Origin of the sequence: Bradyrhizobium sp. BR 1433 (genome assembly GCF_051547665.1) — a bacterium.
GTDB lineage: Bacteria > Pseudomonadota > Alphaproteobacteria > Rhizobiales > Xanthobacteraceae > Bradyrhizobium > Bradyrhizobium australafricanum.
The window spans coordinates 8,135,170-8,149,231 of the sequence record NZ_JBPUGG010000001.1; the positions used below are offsets into that span (position 1 = coordinate 8,135,170).

The 14,062-nt window shown below is 63.3% G+C and carries 15 protein-coding genes; 4 read left to right on the forward strand and 11 right to left on the reverse strand.

All coding sequences use genetic code 11. The features are described from left to right. Positions 1-138: 138 nt before the first annotated feature. A complete protein-coding gene (locus ACSKB9_RS39010; RefSeq protein WP_438079639.1) occupies positions 139-633 on the forward strand; it encodes an RlpA-like double-psi beta-barrel domain-containing protein in 495 nt (164 codons plus the stop codon). Between the two features lie 104 nt (positions 634-737). Here ACSKB9_RS39010 and ACSKB9_RS39015 read toward each other — a convergent pair whose 3' ends face one another. From ACSKB9_RS39015 to ACSKB9_RS39045, 7 genes are all read right to left on the reverse strand, one after another. Further along, positions 738-1,706 (reverse strand): zinc-binding dehydrogenase, encoded by a 969-nt coding sequence (locus ACSKB9_RS39015; RefSeq protein ID WP_438079640.1) that lies wholly within the window; start codon positions 1,704-1,706, stop codon positions 738-740. 172 nt (positions 1,707-1,878) lie between these two features. Next, positions 1,879-2,874: an NAD(P)H-dependent flavin oxidoreductase gene (locus ACSKB9_RS39020; protein ID WP_438079641.1), complete on the reverse strand. Its 996-nt coding sequence runs from the start codon at positions 2,872-2,874 to the stop codon at positions 1,879-1,881. 246 nt (positions 2,875-3,120) lie between these two features. Then, positions 3,121-3,555: a CBS domain-containing protein gene (locus ACSKB9_RS39025; RefSeq protein WP_028331534.1), complete on the reverse strand. Its 435-nt coding sequence runs from the start codon at positions 3,553-3,555 to the stop codon at positions 3,121-3,123. A gap of 300 nt (positions 3,556-3,855) precedes the next feature. Beyond that, positions 3,856-5,172: an oxalate/formate MFS antiporter gene (gene oxlT / locus ACSKB9_RS39030; RefSeq protein ID WP_028331533.1), complete on the reverse strand. Its 1,317-nt coding sequence runs from the start codon at positions 5,170-5,172 to the stop codon at positions 3,856-3,858. 236 nt (positions 5,173-5,408) lie between these two features. Next, positions 5,409-6,701, reverse strand: coding sequence for an oxalate/formate MFS antiporter (gene oxlT / locus ACSKB9_RS39035; RefSeq protein WP_057020267.1), 1,293 nt, complete (start codon positions 6,699-6,701; stop codon positions 5,409-5,411). A 258-nt stretch (positions 6,702-6,959) separates the two neighbouring features. Further along, complete coding sequence (locus ACSKB9_RS39040; protein ID WP_016848357.1) at positions 6,960-7,097, reverse strand: hypothetical protein; 138 nt, start codon at positions 7,095-7,097, stop codon at positions 6,960-6,962. Positions 7,098-7,311: 214 nt separating this feature from the next. Continuing rightward, positions 7,312-7,584 (reverse strand): autotransporter domain-containing protein, encoded by a 273-nt coding sequence (locus ACSKB9_RS39045; RefSeq protein WP_438079642.1) that lies wholly within the window; start codon positions 7,582-7,584, stop codon positions 7,312-7,314. Here ACSKB9_RS39045 and ACSKB9_RS39050 point away from each other — a divergent pair. Continuing rightward, entirely contained in the window at positions 7,564-8,241 is a 678-nt protein-coding gene (locus ACSKB9_RS39050) for a helix-turn-helix transcriptional regulator (RefSeq protein WP_438079643.1), read from the forward strand. The genes ACSKB9_RS39045 and ACSKB9_RS39050 overlap by 21 nt on opposite strands. 196 nt (positions 8,242-8,437) lie before the next feature. Here the strand turns inward: ACSKB9_RS39050 and ACSKB9_RS39055 are convergent, their stop codons facing one another. After that, complete coding sequence (locus ACSKB9_RS39055) at positions 8,438-8,920, reverse strand: hypothetical protein (RefSeq protein WP_438079644.1); 483 nt, start codon at positions 8,918-8,920, stop codon at positions 8,438-8,440. A 339-nt stretch (positions 8,921-9,259) separates the two neighbouring features. Here ACSKB9_RS39055 and ACSKB9_RS39060 point away from each other — a divergent pair, with 339 nt between their 5' ends. Both ACSKB9_RS39060 and ACSKB9_RS39065 read left to right on the forward strand, forming a co-directional pair. Then, the gene (locus tag ACSKB9_RS39060) at positions 9,260-9,436 is read left to right on the forward strand and encodes a hypothetical protein (protein ID WP_438079645.1); all 177 of its coding nucleotides are present in this window, start codon (positions 9,260-9,262) and stop codon (positions 9,434-9,436) included. Between the two features lie 163 nt (positions 9,437-9,599). Continuing rightward, positions 9,600-9,827 carry a hypothetical protein gene (locus tag ACSKB9_RS39065; protein WP_438079646.1) on the forward strand — a complete coding sequence of 76 codons (228 nt, stop codon included), beginning with the start codon at positions 9,600-9,602 and terminating at the stop codon, positions 9,825-9,827. A 248-nt stretch (positions 9,828-10,075) separates the two neighbouring features. On the opposite strand, the gene frc is transcribed toward ACSKB9_RS39065, so the two are convergent. The 3 genes from frc to ACSKB9_RS39080 all read right to left on the reverse strand — a co-directional run bounded on the left by frc (position 10,076) and on the right by ACSKB9_RS39080 (position 13,930). Then, on the reverse strand, positions 10,076-11,353 hold the full coding sequence (frc, locus tag ACSKB9_RS39070; protein WP_438079647.1) for a formyl-CoA transferase: 1,278 nt from the start codon (positions 11,351-11,353) through the stop codon (positions 10,076-10,078). A gap of 58 nt (positions 11,354-11,411) precedes the next feature. Next, positions 11,412-13,145, reverse strand: coding sequence for an oxalyl-CoA decarboxylase (gene oxc, locus ACSKB9_RS39075; RefSeq protein ID WP_229189925.1), 1,734 nt, complete (start codon positions 13,143-13,145; stop codon positions 11,412-11,414). A gap of 89 nt (positions 13,146-13,234) precedes the next feature. Then, positions 13,235-13,930, reverse strand: coding sequence for a GntR family transcriptional regulator (locus ACSKB9_RS39080; protein ID WP_050387017.1), 696 nt, complete (start codon positions 13,928-13,930; stop codon positions 13,235-13,237). Positions 13,931-14,062 lie beyond the last annotated feature (132 nt).

Genomic DNA, 14,062 nt, shown 5'->3' on the forward strand with positions numbered 1-14,062 from the left:
CAGGTTCTCACGATGGTTCCACCGCCGGAACTGGCACGAATCCGCAAGGAATTGGCACGCGTAAACGCGTCCGCGTTCGCTTGACCATGTTTTGCGGCATCGGGAACCGGACGATCGAAGAAAATCAATCAAGGAGTTATGATGCTGTTCGGCTCGAGCGCCGCAATTTGCGGCGCCCTGGTTGCGCTCGCCGTTTCTGGCACCGCTGCTCGAAGTGAAATCGGTGCGGTTCATTCAAGTGCCGTCGTCAACGCCGCGTGTGGAGATGCAATCGTTGGTGCGGCATCCATGTACAATCCGTTCAAGCCCGGCAAGGAGGAGGGCGGTCCAAGCACAGCTTCCGGCGAGCGCTATGATCACTCGGTCTGGGCGGCTGCCATCAAGACGAGCTTGCGTCGGAAGTTTGGTGGGGTCCAATTTGGCGCGAGGCCGAAATATGCCCTCGTCGAGGCTGTCGGCAAGAAGGTTATCGTGAAGATAAATGACGTGGGGCCACTCAGGCCTGGCCGCATCATTGACCTCAACGAGCGGACGATGCGCTATTTCGATCCAAGCCTGGAGCTCGGAGTCATCAGTGGCGTCAAGGTCAGCCCGCTTGCGGGGGACTATTGGATTCCCGGACCGGTCGGCTGAACATCGCACGCGAAAGTGCCAGGGCGTAGCACGCGGCAAGCGCGGACCCGTTGGCTGATCCGCCCGTCGCTCGCAATGACGATGACGATCGCCGGAGCCTGCTGCTACAGCGTCACCACGATCTTGCCGAGGTGCTTGTTGGCTTCCATGTGTTCGAACGCCTTGCCGATGTCGGCGAATTTGTAGACCTGGTCGATCGGCAGCTGCAGCTTGCGTGCCTCGACCGCGGGCCAGATGTCCTTGCGCACCTCCTCGAAGATCGCGCGGATCTCCTCGATCGAACGGGTGCGGAAGGTGACGCCGATATACTGGATGCGGCGCGCCGCGTGCAGGTCGAAGTTGAAGTCGCCGTGGGTGCCGCCGAGCCGGCCGACATTGACGATGCGGCCCTTGACCTTGGTCGCCTTGAGGTTCTGGTTCGCGACCGGTCCGGAAACCTGGTCGACGATCAGGTCGACGCCTTCGCCTGATGTCGCCTGCAGCACCTGATCGACCCAGCCGGGATCCTTCGAGTCCACCGCGAGATCGGCGCCGAACTCCTTCAGTCGGCCGCGACGCATCGCGTCGGTCGATGAGCCCACCACGAGCCTGGCGCCCTTCAGCTTGGCGATCTGCATCGCCATCAGCCCGACGCCGGAGCTTGCGCCCTGGATCAGCACGCTCTGGCCCGGCTGCAGCGCGCCATTGGTGACGACGGCGTTGTGCATGGTGGCGAGCGCAACGGGCAGGGTTGCGGCCTCGTCGAAATTCATGTTCGAGGGCGCGCGGAACAGCCGGCCGTGATCGGCCAGCGTGTATTCGGCGAACGCCGCGCCGCCGGAGCCCATGATCTTGTCGCCGACCTTGACGCCCTTGGCATCGGGGCCGAGCTCGGCGACCTCGCCGGCCCATTCCATGCCGAGCACGGTGCCGACGCCGCCGGCCGCGCCGTGGACATGGCCCTTGGTCATGCCGAGATCGGCGCGGTTCAGCCCGCAGGCATGAACCTTGACCAGCACCTGGGTGCCTTTCGGCACGGGCTTCGCAACGTCGGTGATTTCAGGGCCGTTAGGGCCGTAGACATAGGCTTTCATGGGCTTCTTCTCGTTTGTGTCTAACGCGAGATGACTTGAATTCCGTCATCCTGAGGTGGCCGCTTCTTCAGCGGCCCTCGAAGGATGGACGGCCCGGCTGGTGGCCGTCGACCCTTCGAGACGCGCTTCGCGCTCCTCAGGGTGACGGATAACACTCGTGCTCCGCTCCGGCCTATTCCGCGGCCTGACGCTTGGCGCCGGACATCATCGCTTCCAGCCGTTCGCTGATGATGGCTTCCGCTTCGTGGACGATGCGCGACACCAGCTCGGCGCAGGACGGAATGTCGTGGATCAGGCCCTGCACCTGGCCGGCCGACCAGATGCCTTCGTCGGCATCGCCTGACGCGTAGACCATCTTGCCGCGCGCGCCGGCGACCAGCTCGCGCACGTCCTCGAACTTGGCGCCTTCCTTCTCCATCTGCACGACCTTGGTCGAGATCGCGTTCTTGGCGACGCGCGAGGTGTTGCGCATGGTGCGGAAGATCAGCTCGGTCTCGCGCTCGTCATTGGCGACGATGCGTTCCTTTACCAGCTGATGGATCGGGCTCTCCCTGGTGCACATGAAGCGCGTGCCCATGTTGATGCCTTCGGCGCCGAGCGCGAGCGCTGCGACCAGGCCGCGCGCATCGCCGAAGCCGCCCGAGGCGATCATCGGGATCTTCACCTTGTCGGCGGCGGCGGGGATCAGGATCAGGCCGGGGGTGTCGTCCTCGCCGGGATGGCCGGCGCATTCAAAGCCGTCGATCGAGATCGCGTCGGCGCCCATCCGCTCGGCGGACAGCGCGTGGCGCACGCTGGTGCATTTGTGCAGCACCTTGATGCCGTGCTTCTTGAACTCGTCGACATGTTCCTGCGGCTTGTTGCCGGCGGTCTCGACGATCTTGATGCCGCTCTCGATGATGGCCTGGCGATACTCGGCGTAGGGCGGCGGCTTGATCGCGGGCAGGATGGTCAGGTTGACGCCGAACGGCTTGTCGGTCAGCTCGCGGCAGCGCGCGATTTCCTTGCGCAGATCGTCCGGCGTCGGCTGCGTCAGCGCGGTGATCATGCCGAGCGCGCCGGCATTGGCGACGGCGGCAACCAGCTCGGCGCGCCCGACCCATTGCATGCCGCCCTGCACGATCGGGTGGTCGACGCCGAACATCTCGGTGAAACGTGTCTTGATCATTCTGCCCTCGTTTCCATCAAAATTTTCCGTGGCGCGGACGGCGGCGCACGGTGTTGTTATGGGATGTCGAGGGAAGGATGCAGTCCTGTCCGGCAATTGTCTACCGGCGACCTGCGGCGCGCCCATGCGGAAATGACGGGCCGCGGCGGTCAGGCGAGGGCGGGACGGAAATCTTTCGTCATCTGTTCAGGCGCTCGTGATCGAACACGCAGCGCCTGGCTGAGAGCAAGGCAAAGCAGGCGCGTGTTACGCCGGCACGGCGTCTTTCTTCGACGCGGCGGTCTCCTCGTCGAACGCGGCGGCGATGTCGCGCATGCTGACGACGCCGATCAGGCTGTAGTTGTCGATGACGGGCACGTGGCGAATGTGGTGCTTGGTCATGAGGTGACGGATGTGCTCGAGCGTGTCGCTCGATGTGCACGACACCAGCTGCTGCACCGAGACGAACTGCGACACCTTCATACTCGCACCGGCCGCGCCGTGCTCGGCGATCGCGCGCACCACGTCGCGCTCGGTGAACATGCCGACGGCGGTGTTACCCTCGGTGCGAACGACATCCTTGACCACGAGCGCGCTGATATTGCTGGCGCGCATCAGTTGCGCGGCGATCGCCACCGTCTCGTTCATGCGCACCGTGGCGACGCGGGGGGTCTTCTTGCGCAGGATATCTCCGACTTGCATGGCAACCTCCTTGGTTATCGTTGACTGGAGTCTGGTATACAAAATGCCAATTGTCAACGTGGCTGTCACAGAAATCTACCATTAGCAAAATGCTTAAATAGGCAGGTTTGCTGACATTTCCGACGATTGTGAGCGGCCGTGGGCGGCGCGGGCGATCTGCCGCACTAAGCGTGGTGGCATCTGGCATCCCTGAGCTGGCAAAAAAGAGAAGAGGCGCACCGAAATGCGCCTCCATCAGTCTCCGGGGAAATGTCGGGACCAAGCGGTCCTGATCGGGTGGTCTTTAGCCAAGCCGTCTTGTTAAGCCGTCTTGGCGCTCGTCGCGGTCTCTTCCGCGGCGGCAGCCTCGTTGCCGTTGATGAAGGCGCGGCGCATCGGCTTGATCACGAACAGCGCCATCAGCGCCGCGGTGGCGTTGAGGGCGACCGCGATCACGAACACCGCCTGCCAGCCATAGCTGGCGGCAACGATGCTGGCGGCAGGCACCAGGAGCGCTGCGGTGCCCTTCGCGGTGTAGAGCATGCCGTTGTTGGTGGTCGCGAACTTCGAGCCGAAGGTGTCGCCGCAGGTCGCCGGGAACAGCGAGTAGATCTCCCCGAACACGCCGAAATAGACCGCGGTCGCCAGCACGAACACCACCGGGTTGTGACCCCAGGTGGATAGCGTGAGCAGCATCAGCGCGCCGGTGCCGAACGCAATGAACATGGTGTGCTCGCGGCCGATGTTGTCGGAGACCCAGCCGAAGAACGGCCGTCCGAAACCGTCGAAGATGCGGTCGAGCGAGATCGCGAAGGTCAGCGCGGCCATCTGGAAGCCGGCGAGCGTGACCGGCGTGTTCGCGATCTTGTAGTCGTGCGCGATCGGTGCGATCTGCGCCGCCGCCATCAGGCCGCCGGCGGCAACCATCACGAACACCAGATACATCACCCAGAAGATCGGGCTGCGCAGCACCTGCGGCGGCGTGAAGTCGACCTTGGTCTGCGGCAGATTGAGCTGCTTCTTCTTCGGCGGGATCGAGACCGCGGGCGGCTGGATGAAGAAGGCGAGCAGGAAGACGATCAATCCCTGTCCGATGCCGAAATCGAAGAACGCAGTCTGATAGCCGCTCGCGGCGATCATCTTTGCAATCGGCACCACCGTGAGCGCGGCGCCGGCGCCGAAGCCGGCCGCGGTTGCGCCGGCGGCGAGGCCGCGGCGATCGGGAAACCACTTCAGCGCGTTGCCGACGCAGGTGCCGTACACCGCGCCGGCGCCGATGCCGCCGAACACGGCGGCGGTGTAGAGCAGGGCGAGCGAGTCGGCATAGGAGTTCAACACCCAGGCGAGCGCGATCATGATGCCGCCGAACATGATGACGAGCCGCGGGCCGTATTTGTCGACGAACCAGGCCTCGACCGGCACCAGCCAGGTCTCGGTCACCACGAAGATCGTGAAGGCGAACTGGATCGCCGCGCGGCCCCAGTGGTGCGCGCCGTCGATCGGATCGACGAACAGCGTCCAGCCGTATTGCAGGTTCGCGATCATCGCCATGCAGACGATGCCCATGACGAGCTGCAGCCAGCGGAAGCCGCTGGACGAAGGTTGAGCTTGTGTGACGGCAGTATTGCTGGAAACCATCAAGTCCTCCCGAGCGCGCTGGTCTTGTGACCGAGTGTCGCAATTATTGTGGCGTATCGTCGCAAGCGCCGGCGGAAGTTGGTATACTATATTCCAGAAAGCAAGCCCTTCATTCTGCTGCAATGCAGCAAATCTGCCCTCCGACGCGCCGCTCCGGACGGGCCTCTTCCTAACGGCAAAATGAAAAGCGCCCGGCTTTTGGCCAGGCGCTTCGCAGGCTGTGGTGAGGCGGTTGCTTAAGCCGTAGCCGATTTCGCGACCACGATTTTTCGCCAGGGCTTGAGCAGCATGATCGCGAGCAGCGAGGCGAGGATGTTGGCGCCTGCCGCGATAATGAACACCTTGTCCCAGTTGCCCGACGATTGCTGCATGTAGTTGGCGATCGGCACCAAGAGCGCCGCGGTGCCCTTCGCGGTGTAGAGCAGGCCCGCATTCGTGGTGGCGAACTTGGCGCCGAACGTATCGGTGCAGGTCGAGGGGAACAGCGAGTAGATCTCGCCCCAGGCAAAGAACACGAAGCCCGAGAGCAGCACGAACCAAACCGGGTCGTGTCCCCAGAGGTAGAGCATCCAGATGCCGATGCCTTCCATGCCGAAGGCGATGAACATCGTGTTCTCGCGGCCGATCATGTCGGAGATCCAGCCGAAGAACGGACGCGTCAGGCCGTTGAGGACGCGGTCGATGGTTGCCGCGAAGGTGACGGCCGTCATCGTCACCGCCATCAGCGTGACCGGCACGCTGTCGACCTTCCAGTCGACCGCGATCGGCTTCAGGTTCGCCGTCACCATCAGGCCGCCGGCGCCGACGATCACGAACATGAAGTACATCAGCCAGAAGATCGGCTGCCGCAGCACTTCGGTCGGCTGATAGTTGCGCCGGGTCTGGATGATGTTGGCGTTCGCCACGACGGCCGGCACCTGTCCGGCCTTCGGCGCCAGCAGGAAGAAGGAGAGCAGCACGATGATGATGCCCTGGCCGAGACCGAAATACAGGAAGGTGGTCTGGAAGCCGGAGTCCTTGATCATCGCCTGGATCGGCGCGACCGTGAGCGCCGAGCCTGCGCCGAAGCCGGCAGCGGTGATGCCCGCGGCAAGTCCGCGTTTATCCGGAAACCATTTCAGCGCGTTGCCGACGCAGGTGCCGTAGACGCCGCCGGCGCCGATGCCGGCGATGATCATGCCGAGATAGTAGCCGTTCAGCGTCGTCGCCTGCGCGTTGATCGCCCAGCCGAGTGCGCAGAGGATGCCGCCGACCAGCACGACGATGCGCGGACCGTATTTGTCGACGAACCAGCCTTCGACCGGCACCAGCCAGGTCTCGAACAGCACGAACAGCGTGAAGGCCCATTGGATCGATGCGCGATCCCATCCGAATTTCTTCTGGATGTCGGGGACGAAGAACGTCCACCCGTATTGATAATTTGCGATCATCACCATCGCGGCGACGCCGATCGCGAGTTGCGTCCAGCGATAGGTGTCGCTGACACGCGCGGCCGCAGGGGCCGCAGTTGCCTGAACCATGTCCGACATAGATCCTCCCAGTGCGCCCCTTGTCGTTGCTTATGAGCGCGCGATGGCCATCTTGGTATCCGATATGCCAAGGTTCAAGCTGTCGCAGGGGCAGCGCGCGCTTATGCCGCACAGGACTCAGCCCGGGCACCCCGGGAGACTAGTTCAGCGCGCAAGGAAATGGCCCCGAAAATCGGGGCCATTGGTCGAAGGTTCAATGTCAGGTCGCATCTTGCGACGAAAGCTGCATCCGGCGGAGAGCGCCGGAAATCCCTTGGCTTAAAGGCCGAAGCGCGGCAGGTCGCCGTTGCGATTCGAGATCTCCGCGCTCTTCATCAGCAGGCGGTCGATCGAGGCCAGCAGGCGGCCGAACAGGGTGGAGGAGGGCGCGAGCGTCAGTGCAGTGGTCTTGGACATTGGTGTCCCCTTTCATTGGAGGCCAGCAATGGGCCGGCTCATCATCTGCAGCCAAACTATGTATACCAGATGCCAGATACAACGGACTTGTTTGCATAGCAGCATGCACGACTGTGCAATGCAGCAAAATCGGCAGATTGGCATTCCGGATCGGCGTGGAAGGGGCGGAGCCCGGCGGCGCCGCCCGGTCAGAATTTCCAGCTAAAACCGGCCTTTACCGAGTGGTCCTGGACCGGTCGGCGAGCTGGCCGACATAGGCGATGCCGATGCTGGCCTGCGGCGTGACCCGCAGGTCGAGCCCGCCTTCGACCAGTGCCGCGCTCCGCGCCAGCGGCACGCCGGCCACGGTGAATCCGGTTCCCAGGCTCTGGAACGCGAGCGCCGCCGTCGGGGTCATGTCGCCGAAGGCGCACTGCCAGGCTACCTCTTGTTCGCCGGCGTCGGCGGCCTGGTCGATCCGGAGGTGGTGAGCTTCACCGAGTTCCATCGTCCGAGCTGGGATTTCCGGTCGTTGATTTCGGTCGGCGACGATCCGGAGGTTCGTGCCCGCGGCATGCAGGCGTTTGCGAAGCACATGCACTCGCATCCGTTCTGGCAGCACGATCCGGCGTTCTATGGCGAACGCGCGCTGCGCGAGTCGGATTTCCTCAGCGACGAGGAATTCGTCGAGCTGCCGATCGCCAAGGAGGTGTTCCTGCCGTCGGGCGCGCGGCGGATCATGGGGATCGCGTTCGAGCACGCCGGTTACGTGGTCACGGTTGTCGGCCATCGCGTCGTGGGACGGCCCGCATACAGCGACGAGGAGCGCGACCGGATGCAGGGTTTTCGTCCGCACATCCTACGCGGCTACCGCCAGGCGCAGGAGCGAACGCTGGCGGCGCTGACGCCGAGCGATCGCTTGCGGTTGGCGTTTCCCGCGCTGACGCCGCGCCGGATCGAGGTTGCGTCGTGGATCGCGCAGGGCAAATCGAACGAGGAGATCGCGGCCATTCTTGGGGTCGGGCTCGATGCAGTGAAGGCGCACGTCAAGGCGGTCAACAGCAAGATCGATTCCGACAGCCGGCGCGCCGCCATCGTGATCGCCCACACCACGCCGCCGTTCGCCGACCTGCCGCCGCTGTGGAAGCTCGGGGTGGAGGGGTGAGGGGCGGGCGCTTTCGTTAGTTCGCTCACCTCCAGTGGAGGTGAGCCTTATAGCCCAAGGCAGGACATCGCGAGTACCGAACGACGTCACCCTTTCGCTCAACCCGGACACCCCCAATTGACGCAAATTGCCGGCCCAATGCCGTACTCCGGGCGGAGTGCCGCTGTTCAAACAGCGGCATTCCGGTGCTTGAATCTTACTTCAGCTTATAGGTGCCGGTTTGGTGATTGCAGTCTTGAAATGTTCCGGCCTTGATAACCGGAAAAGGCCCCAGTGGCTGGACCGTGCCGCTTGCGACCATGCCTTCGTATTTTCCAGTGCCGAGGACATTCTCTCGGGTGATCTTGCCGTCGCTCCCAAGAGAAAAGTACGACAAGCGCTTGTCGCCATCTGCATCGATGGCCTCGCACACCGTCGATCCGGTATTCTTGCCGTCGAGCGAAGCATTCATTCCAACGCAGCGGAAGGTATGCTTGTCAAACATGCCGCCCGGAGAAGTGCTTCGGATAGCACCCGTCATTTCGTAACTTGCCGCCGTGTGTGTCTTGGAGAAGGTGATCACGTTGTTCATGCCGGACCAGCACGCGGTGTAGTCGTAGTTGCCTTCCTTCGGCAGCTCGATTGCAAACGCGGACGGCGCAGACGTGACGATCAATAAGGCTAATACATAAGTTCGCATAGCATTGCCTCCTGAAAATGAATTGAAAATATCTGTCCCGCGAAAAGCAGGACATCGAAGCGTAACACAGCAATCGGACGTTTATGAGGGGTATTGCTTTGCATGCGCCAGCGCCGTGCGCCGGCTGGCTGTGGTGTTGGTTGATTAAGGTAGAGCGGAAGTTGCCCAGTTCGATCGCTATGGGTGGCTTTTGGCCCGAGCCCGACGAACTCGGACACGTATCTCAGGGGCGCCTGACGGAAATAAACCGGACCTCGTGCGCGCCGGCCGCCAATTCCGTGTCTGCCCCTTCGAAAAAGGGGTAAAGTGCTCCAGGGGTCACATCCGAGGAGCAACAACATGACCCTGCATATTCCTGAGCTAGTTCCCACAAGGATCGACTGGCGTGTCTTCACGATCATGGGCAATACGGTGCCACCCCGAGATCCTGATGACGACGAAGAGGACGAAGAGCAAGACGACGAAAAGAACGGAGCCGACGAACCGCCGGTCGTGCGCGAGCCGGACGAAGACTGAGCAGGATGCTTATGATTGACGTGGCCTGAGCTTCGGAGAGCGTGATCGCCAGTCTACGTGCGGCGCGCTGGCGTTCTAATTCCGAGAGCAGCGGGCAGACGTTGAATTGACCACGGTTTCCGGCGGAGCAACCTGTTGGCGTTCACTGGTGCAGGAGGAGAGCATGACCCTCATATGGCTTGGTGTGCTCCTTGTTTTCGGCGGCGTGCTCCAGCTGGCGTATCAGCCGATCTGGCGAGGCCGATTCAGTGGTGGAAGGTGGCTTCGCTCCGGGCATGACACGCTGGAACCTGAAAGACCGGGTAGCGGCTTCGGCATCAAATCGAATTGGCCTGGACTTGTGATGGTCGCGCTTGGCGGCGCTTTCTTGCTGGCCGGAGCCGCCATCTGAGTTGCACGAATGTGTCAGGCGTTCCCGTTGTCTAGCCCGGCCATGTGGTAGAGCCATGTCTCTTCCTGGCCGTTGGCGGAATTGGGCGTCGATTTCATTGATGTCCGCAGCTGAAGGAGGGGCGGACGGCCAACCGGCTCGCAGTGTGTGTGACTGGCCATTGATAGAGTATGAACGGATGTTTCCGTCAACCAAACAAAAATGGCCGCGGTTGCCCGCGGCCATTCGTGGTTTTGAATGAGCAGCCCTTACTCGGCCGCCTGCTTGCGCGGCGGGTCGAGGGCGCCGGAGTCGTGGATCTCGGCGACCTGGTGATCGGAGAAGCCGAGCACCTCGCGCAGGATTTCGTCGGTGTGCTCGCCGAGCAGCGGCGAGCGCTGAACGTCGCTCGGCGAATCCGACAGCTTGATCGGGTTGCCGACCGAGACGTACTTGCCACGGGTCGGGTGATCGACCTCGACCACGGTGCCGGTCGCGCGCAGCGACTGGTCTTCGGCGATCTCCTTCATCGACAGGATCGGACCGCAGGGGATGTCGTCCTTGTTGAGGATCTCCATCGCCTCGAACTTGGTCTTGGTCATCGTCCACTGCTCGATGCGGGCGAAGATCTCGTTGAGGCGCGGCAGGCGGGCCGGCGGCTTGGCGTAGTTCGGATCGGTCTTCCAGGTCGGCTCGCCGATCACGTCGCAGATCTTCTCCCAGACCGGGGCCTGGGTGATGAAGTAAATGTAGGCGTTCGGGTCGGTCTCCCAGCCCTTGCACTTCAGGATGCGGCCGGGCTGGCCGCCGCCGGAATCGTTGCCGGCGCGCGGCACGGCATCGCCGAACGGAATGCCTTCGCCGAACTGGCTGTATTCCTTCAGCGGACCGTGGGCGAGGCGCTGCTGGTCGCGCAGCTTGACGCGGGCGAGGTTGAGCACGCCGTCCTGCATCGCCGCGGTGACGCGCTGGCCCTTGCCGGAGTGGGTGCGATGATAGAGCGCGGTCACGATGCCGAGCGCGAGGTGCAAGCCGGTGCCGCTGTCGCCGATCTGCGCGCCGGTGACCAGCGGCAGGCCGTCGCGGAAGCCGGTGGTCGAGGCGGCGCCGCCGGTGCACTGCGCGACGTTCTCGTAGACCTTGCAGTCCTCATACGGACCCGGGCCGAAGCCCTTGATCGAGGCGACGATCATCTTCGGGTTGATGGCCTGGATCTTCTCCCAGGGGAAGCCCATGCGATCGAGCACGCCGGGGCCGAAGCTTTCGACCAGCACGTCGCACTGCTTGATCAGCGCGGTCAACACTTCCTTGCCCTTCGGGTTCTTGGTGTCGAGCGTGATCGAGCGCTTGTTGTGATTCAGCATGGTGAAATACAGGCTGTCCACGTTCGGGATGTCCTGCAGCTGGCCGCGCGTGATGTCGCCGACGCCGGGACGCTCGACCTTGATCACGTCGGCGCCGAACCAGGCCAGCAATTGCGTGCAGGTCGGACCCGACTGGACGTGGGTGAAATCGAGAATGCGAACGCCCTTCAGCGCCTTGGTCATAATGTTTGCTCCGTACTCTATATGCCCCTGCACCCGCAGGGAGTGATGGGGTTAGGGGTTACTTCTTCTTCTGCAGAACGCTCTGCGGATTGAGGTTGCCGATGCGGCCGCTCTCCGAGCCCGCCGCCGGATCGATCACCGCGTTGATCAGCGTCGGCTTGCCGGAATCCAGCGCTGCATTGACCGCGCGCTTCAACTCGTCCGGCGAGGTGGCGTTGACGCCGACGCCGCCGAAGGCTTCCATCATCTTGTCGTAGCGCGAGCCCTTGACGAACACGGTGGTCGCCGGATCGTCGCCGGCGCTGTTGACGTCGGTGCCGCGATAGATGCCGTCATTGTTGAAGATCACGACGCAGATCGGCAGCCTGTAGCGGCAGATGGTCTCGACCTCCATGCCCGAGAACCCGAACGCGCTGTCGCCTTCGACCGCGAGCACGGGCAGGCCGGTCTCGACCGCAGCGGCGATCGAATAGCCCATGCCGATGCCCATCACGCCCCAGGTGCCGACGTCGAGCCGCTTGCGCGGCTTGTGCATGTCGACGACGCCGCGGGCGAGGTCGAGCGTGTTGGCGCCCTCGTTGACGAAGATGGTGTCCGGACGTTCCGCGATGATGGCGCGCAGCGCGCCGAGCGCGCCATGGTAATCCATCGGCGAAGCGTTGCTCATCAGCTTCGGCGCCATCTTGGCGACGTTGTCGTCGCGCTTCTTGCTGACGGTCGAGAGCCAGTCGGACGGCGCCGCGGTCCAGTTCGCGCCCATGGCGTCGAGGAACGCCGACACGCAGGAGCCGATATCGCCGACCACGGGGGCGACGATCTCGACGTTGGAATCCATTTCCTTCGGCTCGATGTCGACCTGGATGAACTTCTTCGGGGCTTCACCCCAGGTCTTGCCCTTGCCATGCGAGAGCAGCCAGTTGAGGCGGGCGCCGATCAGCATCACGACGTCGGCTTCCTTCAGCACGGTCGAGCGCGCCGCACCCGCGCATTGCGGATGCAGGTCGGGCAGCAGGCCCTTGGCCATGCTCATCGGCAGGAACGGCACGCCGCTCTTCTCGACGAAATTCTTGATCGCCTCGTCGGCCTGCGCGTAGGCCGCGCCCTTGCCGAGGATGATGAGCGGGCGTTTTGCGCTCTTCAGGACGTCCAGCGCGCGCTTGACCGAAGACGGGGAGGGGATCTGCTCGGGCGCGGCGTCGATCACCTTGACCAGCGACTTCTGACCGGCGTCGGCGTTCATCACCTGCGAGAACAGCTTTGCGGGCAGGTCGAGATAGACGCCGCCCGGACGGCCCGACACCGCGGCGCGGATCGCGCGCGCGAGGCCGATGCCGATGTCCTGGGCGTGCAGCACGCGGAACGCCGCCTTGCACAGCGGCTTGGCGATCGCGAGCTGGTCCATCTCTTCATAGTCGCCCTGCTGCAAATCGACGATCTCGCGCTCGGACGAGCCCGAGACCAGGATCATCGGGAAGCAGTTGGTGGTGGCGTGGGCGAGCGCGGTGAGGCCGTTGAGGAAGCCGGGCGCCGACACCGTGAGGCAGACGCCGGGCCGCTTGGTCAGGAAGCCGGCGATCGAAGCCGCATAGCCGGCATTCTGCTCGTGGCGGAACGAGAGCACGCGAATGCCCGCCGCCTGGGCCATGCGGCCCAGGTCCGTGATCGGGATACCCGGCACACCATAGATGGTGTCGATGCCGTTGAGCTTGAGCGCATCGATGACGAGATGGAAGCCATCGGTCAGTTCTTGCTCGGTGCCCGGTGCCTCGGACTTCGTAGCGGTATTCAGCATCGGCATCGTCTCCCTGATCGTTCTTTGTTCGGACGATCTGATTGTCGTCTGAAGCGGGTGTGGACTCTCAAACTTAAGTGAACGGTTCTCTACGTGAATAATTCTTGGCCGTGCGCCTCGACATAGGCGGCAAGCCCAAGCGTGTGGTCGCGCGCGCGCTTCTCGGCGAGCTCGGTGTCGCGCGCTTCCAGCGCCTCGATGATCCCGAGATGCTCGGGCAGCGAGGTCGCGGTGCGGTCCTTGCGGCCGATCGTGAGCTGGCGATAGCCGCGCACATGCAGCAGCAGGTCATTGGTGAGGTCGACCAGAACAGGCGATTCCGACAGCGAGATCAGCGCCTGGTGGAAGGCGATGTTGGCCTTGGAGTATTCCTCGACGTGATCCTGCGGCAGGCGATCGTCGCTGAAGTCCTTGAAGAAGTCGCGCAGCGCCGAGATGTCCTTCTTGCGCGCGGTGGTCGTGATCAGGCGCGCCGCCATGCTCTCCAGCGCCGCCCAGGCGCGGATCATGTCGACGATCTCCGCCTTGGTGCGGCGGACCACGACGATGCCGCGGCGCGGCACGGTCTTCACGAATCCGTCCTGTTCGAGCATCGCGATCGCTTCGCGGATCGGCGTGCGGCTGACGCCGAGGCGCTCGGACAGTGCGCGCTCGTCGAGCATCACCGGCTCCGGCGTCGCGTAGATGTCCATCTTCAGGATCGCTTCCTTCAAGGCTTCATAGGCCTTGTTCTTGAAGCTCGTCTCCGGCGCGATCCGGACGATGGCGATATCTGTGTCAGCCATGGTGGGCGACGCCTTGGTCTGTTTCGGTTCTGGCACGACTCGTCTCCTCCTCTTGGAGACGTCTTCTTAGCAGAAGAAATTACCTTAGATTTTTGGCATGCCAAATACCAGAATGTCAAGCTGCCTATATTT

What these genes read in the sequence shown, in the direction of transcription:
- ACSKB9_RS39010 (WP_438079639.1), top strand. Translation starts at nt 139, where the DNA reads ATGATGCTGTTCGGCTCGAGCGCCGCAATTTGCGGCGCCCTGGTTGCG.
- ACSKB9_RS39015 (WP_438079640.1), bottom strand. Translation starts at nt 1,706, where the DNA reads ATGAAAGCCTATGTCTACGGCCCTAACGGCCCTGAAATCACCGACGTT.
- ACSKB9_RS39020 (WP_438079641.1), bottom strand. Translation starts at nt 2,874, where the DNA reads ATGATCAAGACACGTTTCACCGAGATGTTCGGCGTCGACCACCCGATC.
- ACSKB9_RS39025 (WP_028331534.1), bottom strand. Translation starts at nt 3,555, where the DNA reads ATGCAAGTCGGAGATATCCTGCGCAAGAAGACCCCCCGCGTCGCCACG.
- oxlT (WP_028331533.1), bottom strand. Translation starts at nt 5,172, where the DNA reads ATGGTTTCCAGCAATACTGCCGTCACACAAGCTCAACCTTCGTCCAGC.
- oxlT (WP_057020267.1), bottom strand. Translation starts at nt 6,701, where the DNA reads ATGTCGGACATGGTTCAGGCAACTGCGGCCCCTGCGGCCGCGCGTGTC.
- ACSKB9_RS39040 (WP_016848357.1), bottom strand. Translation starts at nt 7,097, where the DNA reads ATGTCCAAGACCACTGCACTGACGCTCGCGCCCTCCTCCACCCTGTTC.
- ACSKB9_RS39045 (WP_438079642.1), bottom strand. Translation starts at nt 7,584, where the DNA reads ATGGAACTCGGTGAAGCTCACCACCTCCGGATCGACCAGGCCGCCGAC.
- ACSKB9_RS39055 (WP_438079644.1), bottom strand. Translation starts at nt 8,920, where the DNA reads ATGCGAACTTATGTATTAGCCTTATTGATCGTCACGTCTGCGCCGTCC.
- ACSKB9_RS39060 (WP_438079645.1), top strand. Translation starts at nt 9,260, where the DNA reads ATGACCCTGCATATTCCTGAGCTAGTTCCCACAAGGATCGACTGGCGT.
- ACSKB9_RS39065 (WP_438079646.1), top strand. Translation starts at nt 9,600, where the DNA reads ATGACCCTCATATGGCTTGGTGTGCTCCTTGTTTTCGGCGGCGTGCTC.
- frc (WP_438079647.1), bottom strand. Translation starts at nt 11,353, where the DNA reads ATGACCAAGGCGCTGAAGGGCGTTCGCATTCTCGATTTCACCCACGTC.
- oxc (WP_229189925.1), bottom strand. Translation starts at nt 13,145, where the DNA reads ATGCTGAATACCGCTACGAAGTCCGAGGCACCGGGCACCGAGCAAGAA.
- ACSKB9_RS39080 (WP_050387017.1), bottom strand. Translation starts at nt 13,930, where the DNA reads ATGGCTGACACAGATATCGCCATCGTCCGGATCGCGCCGGAGACGAGC.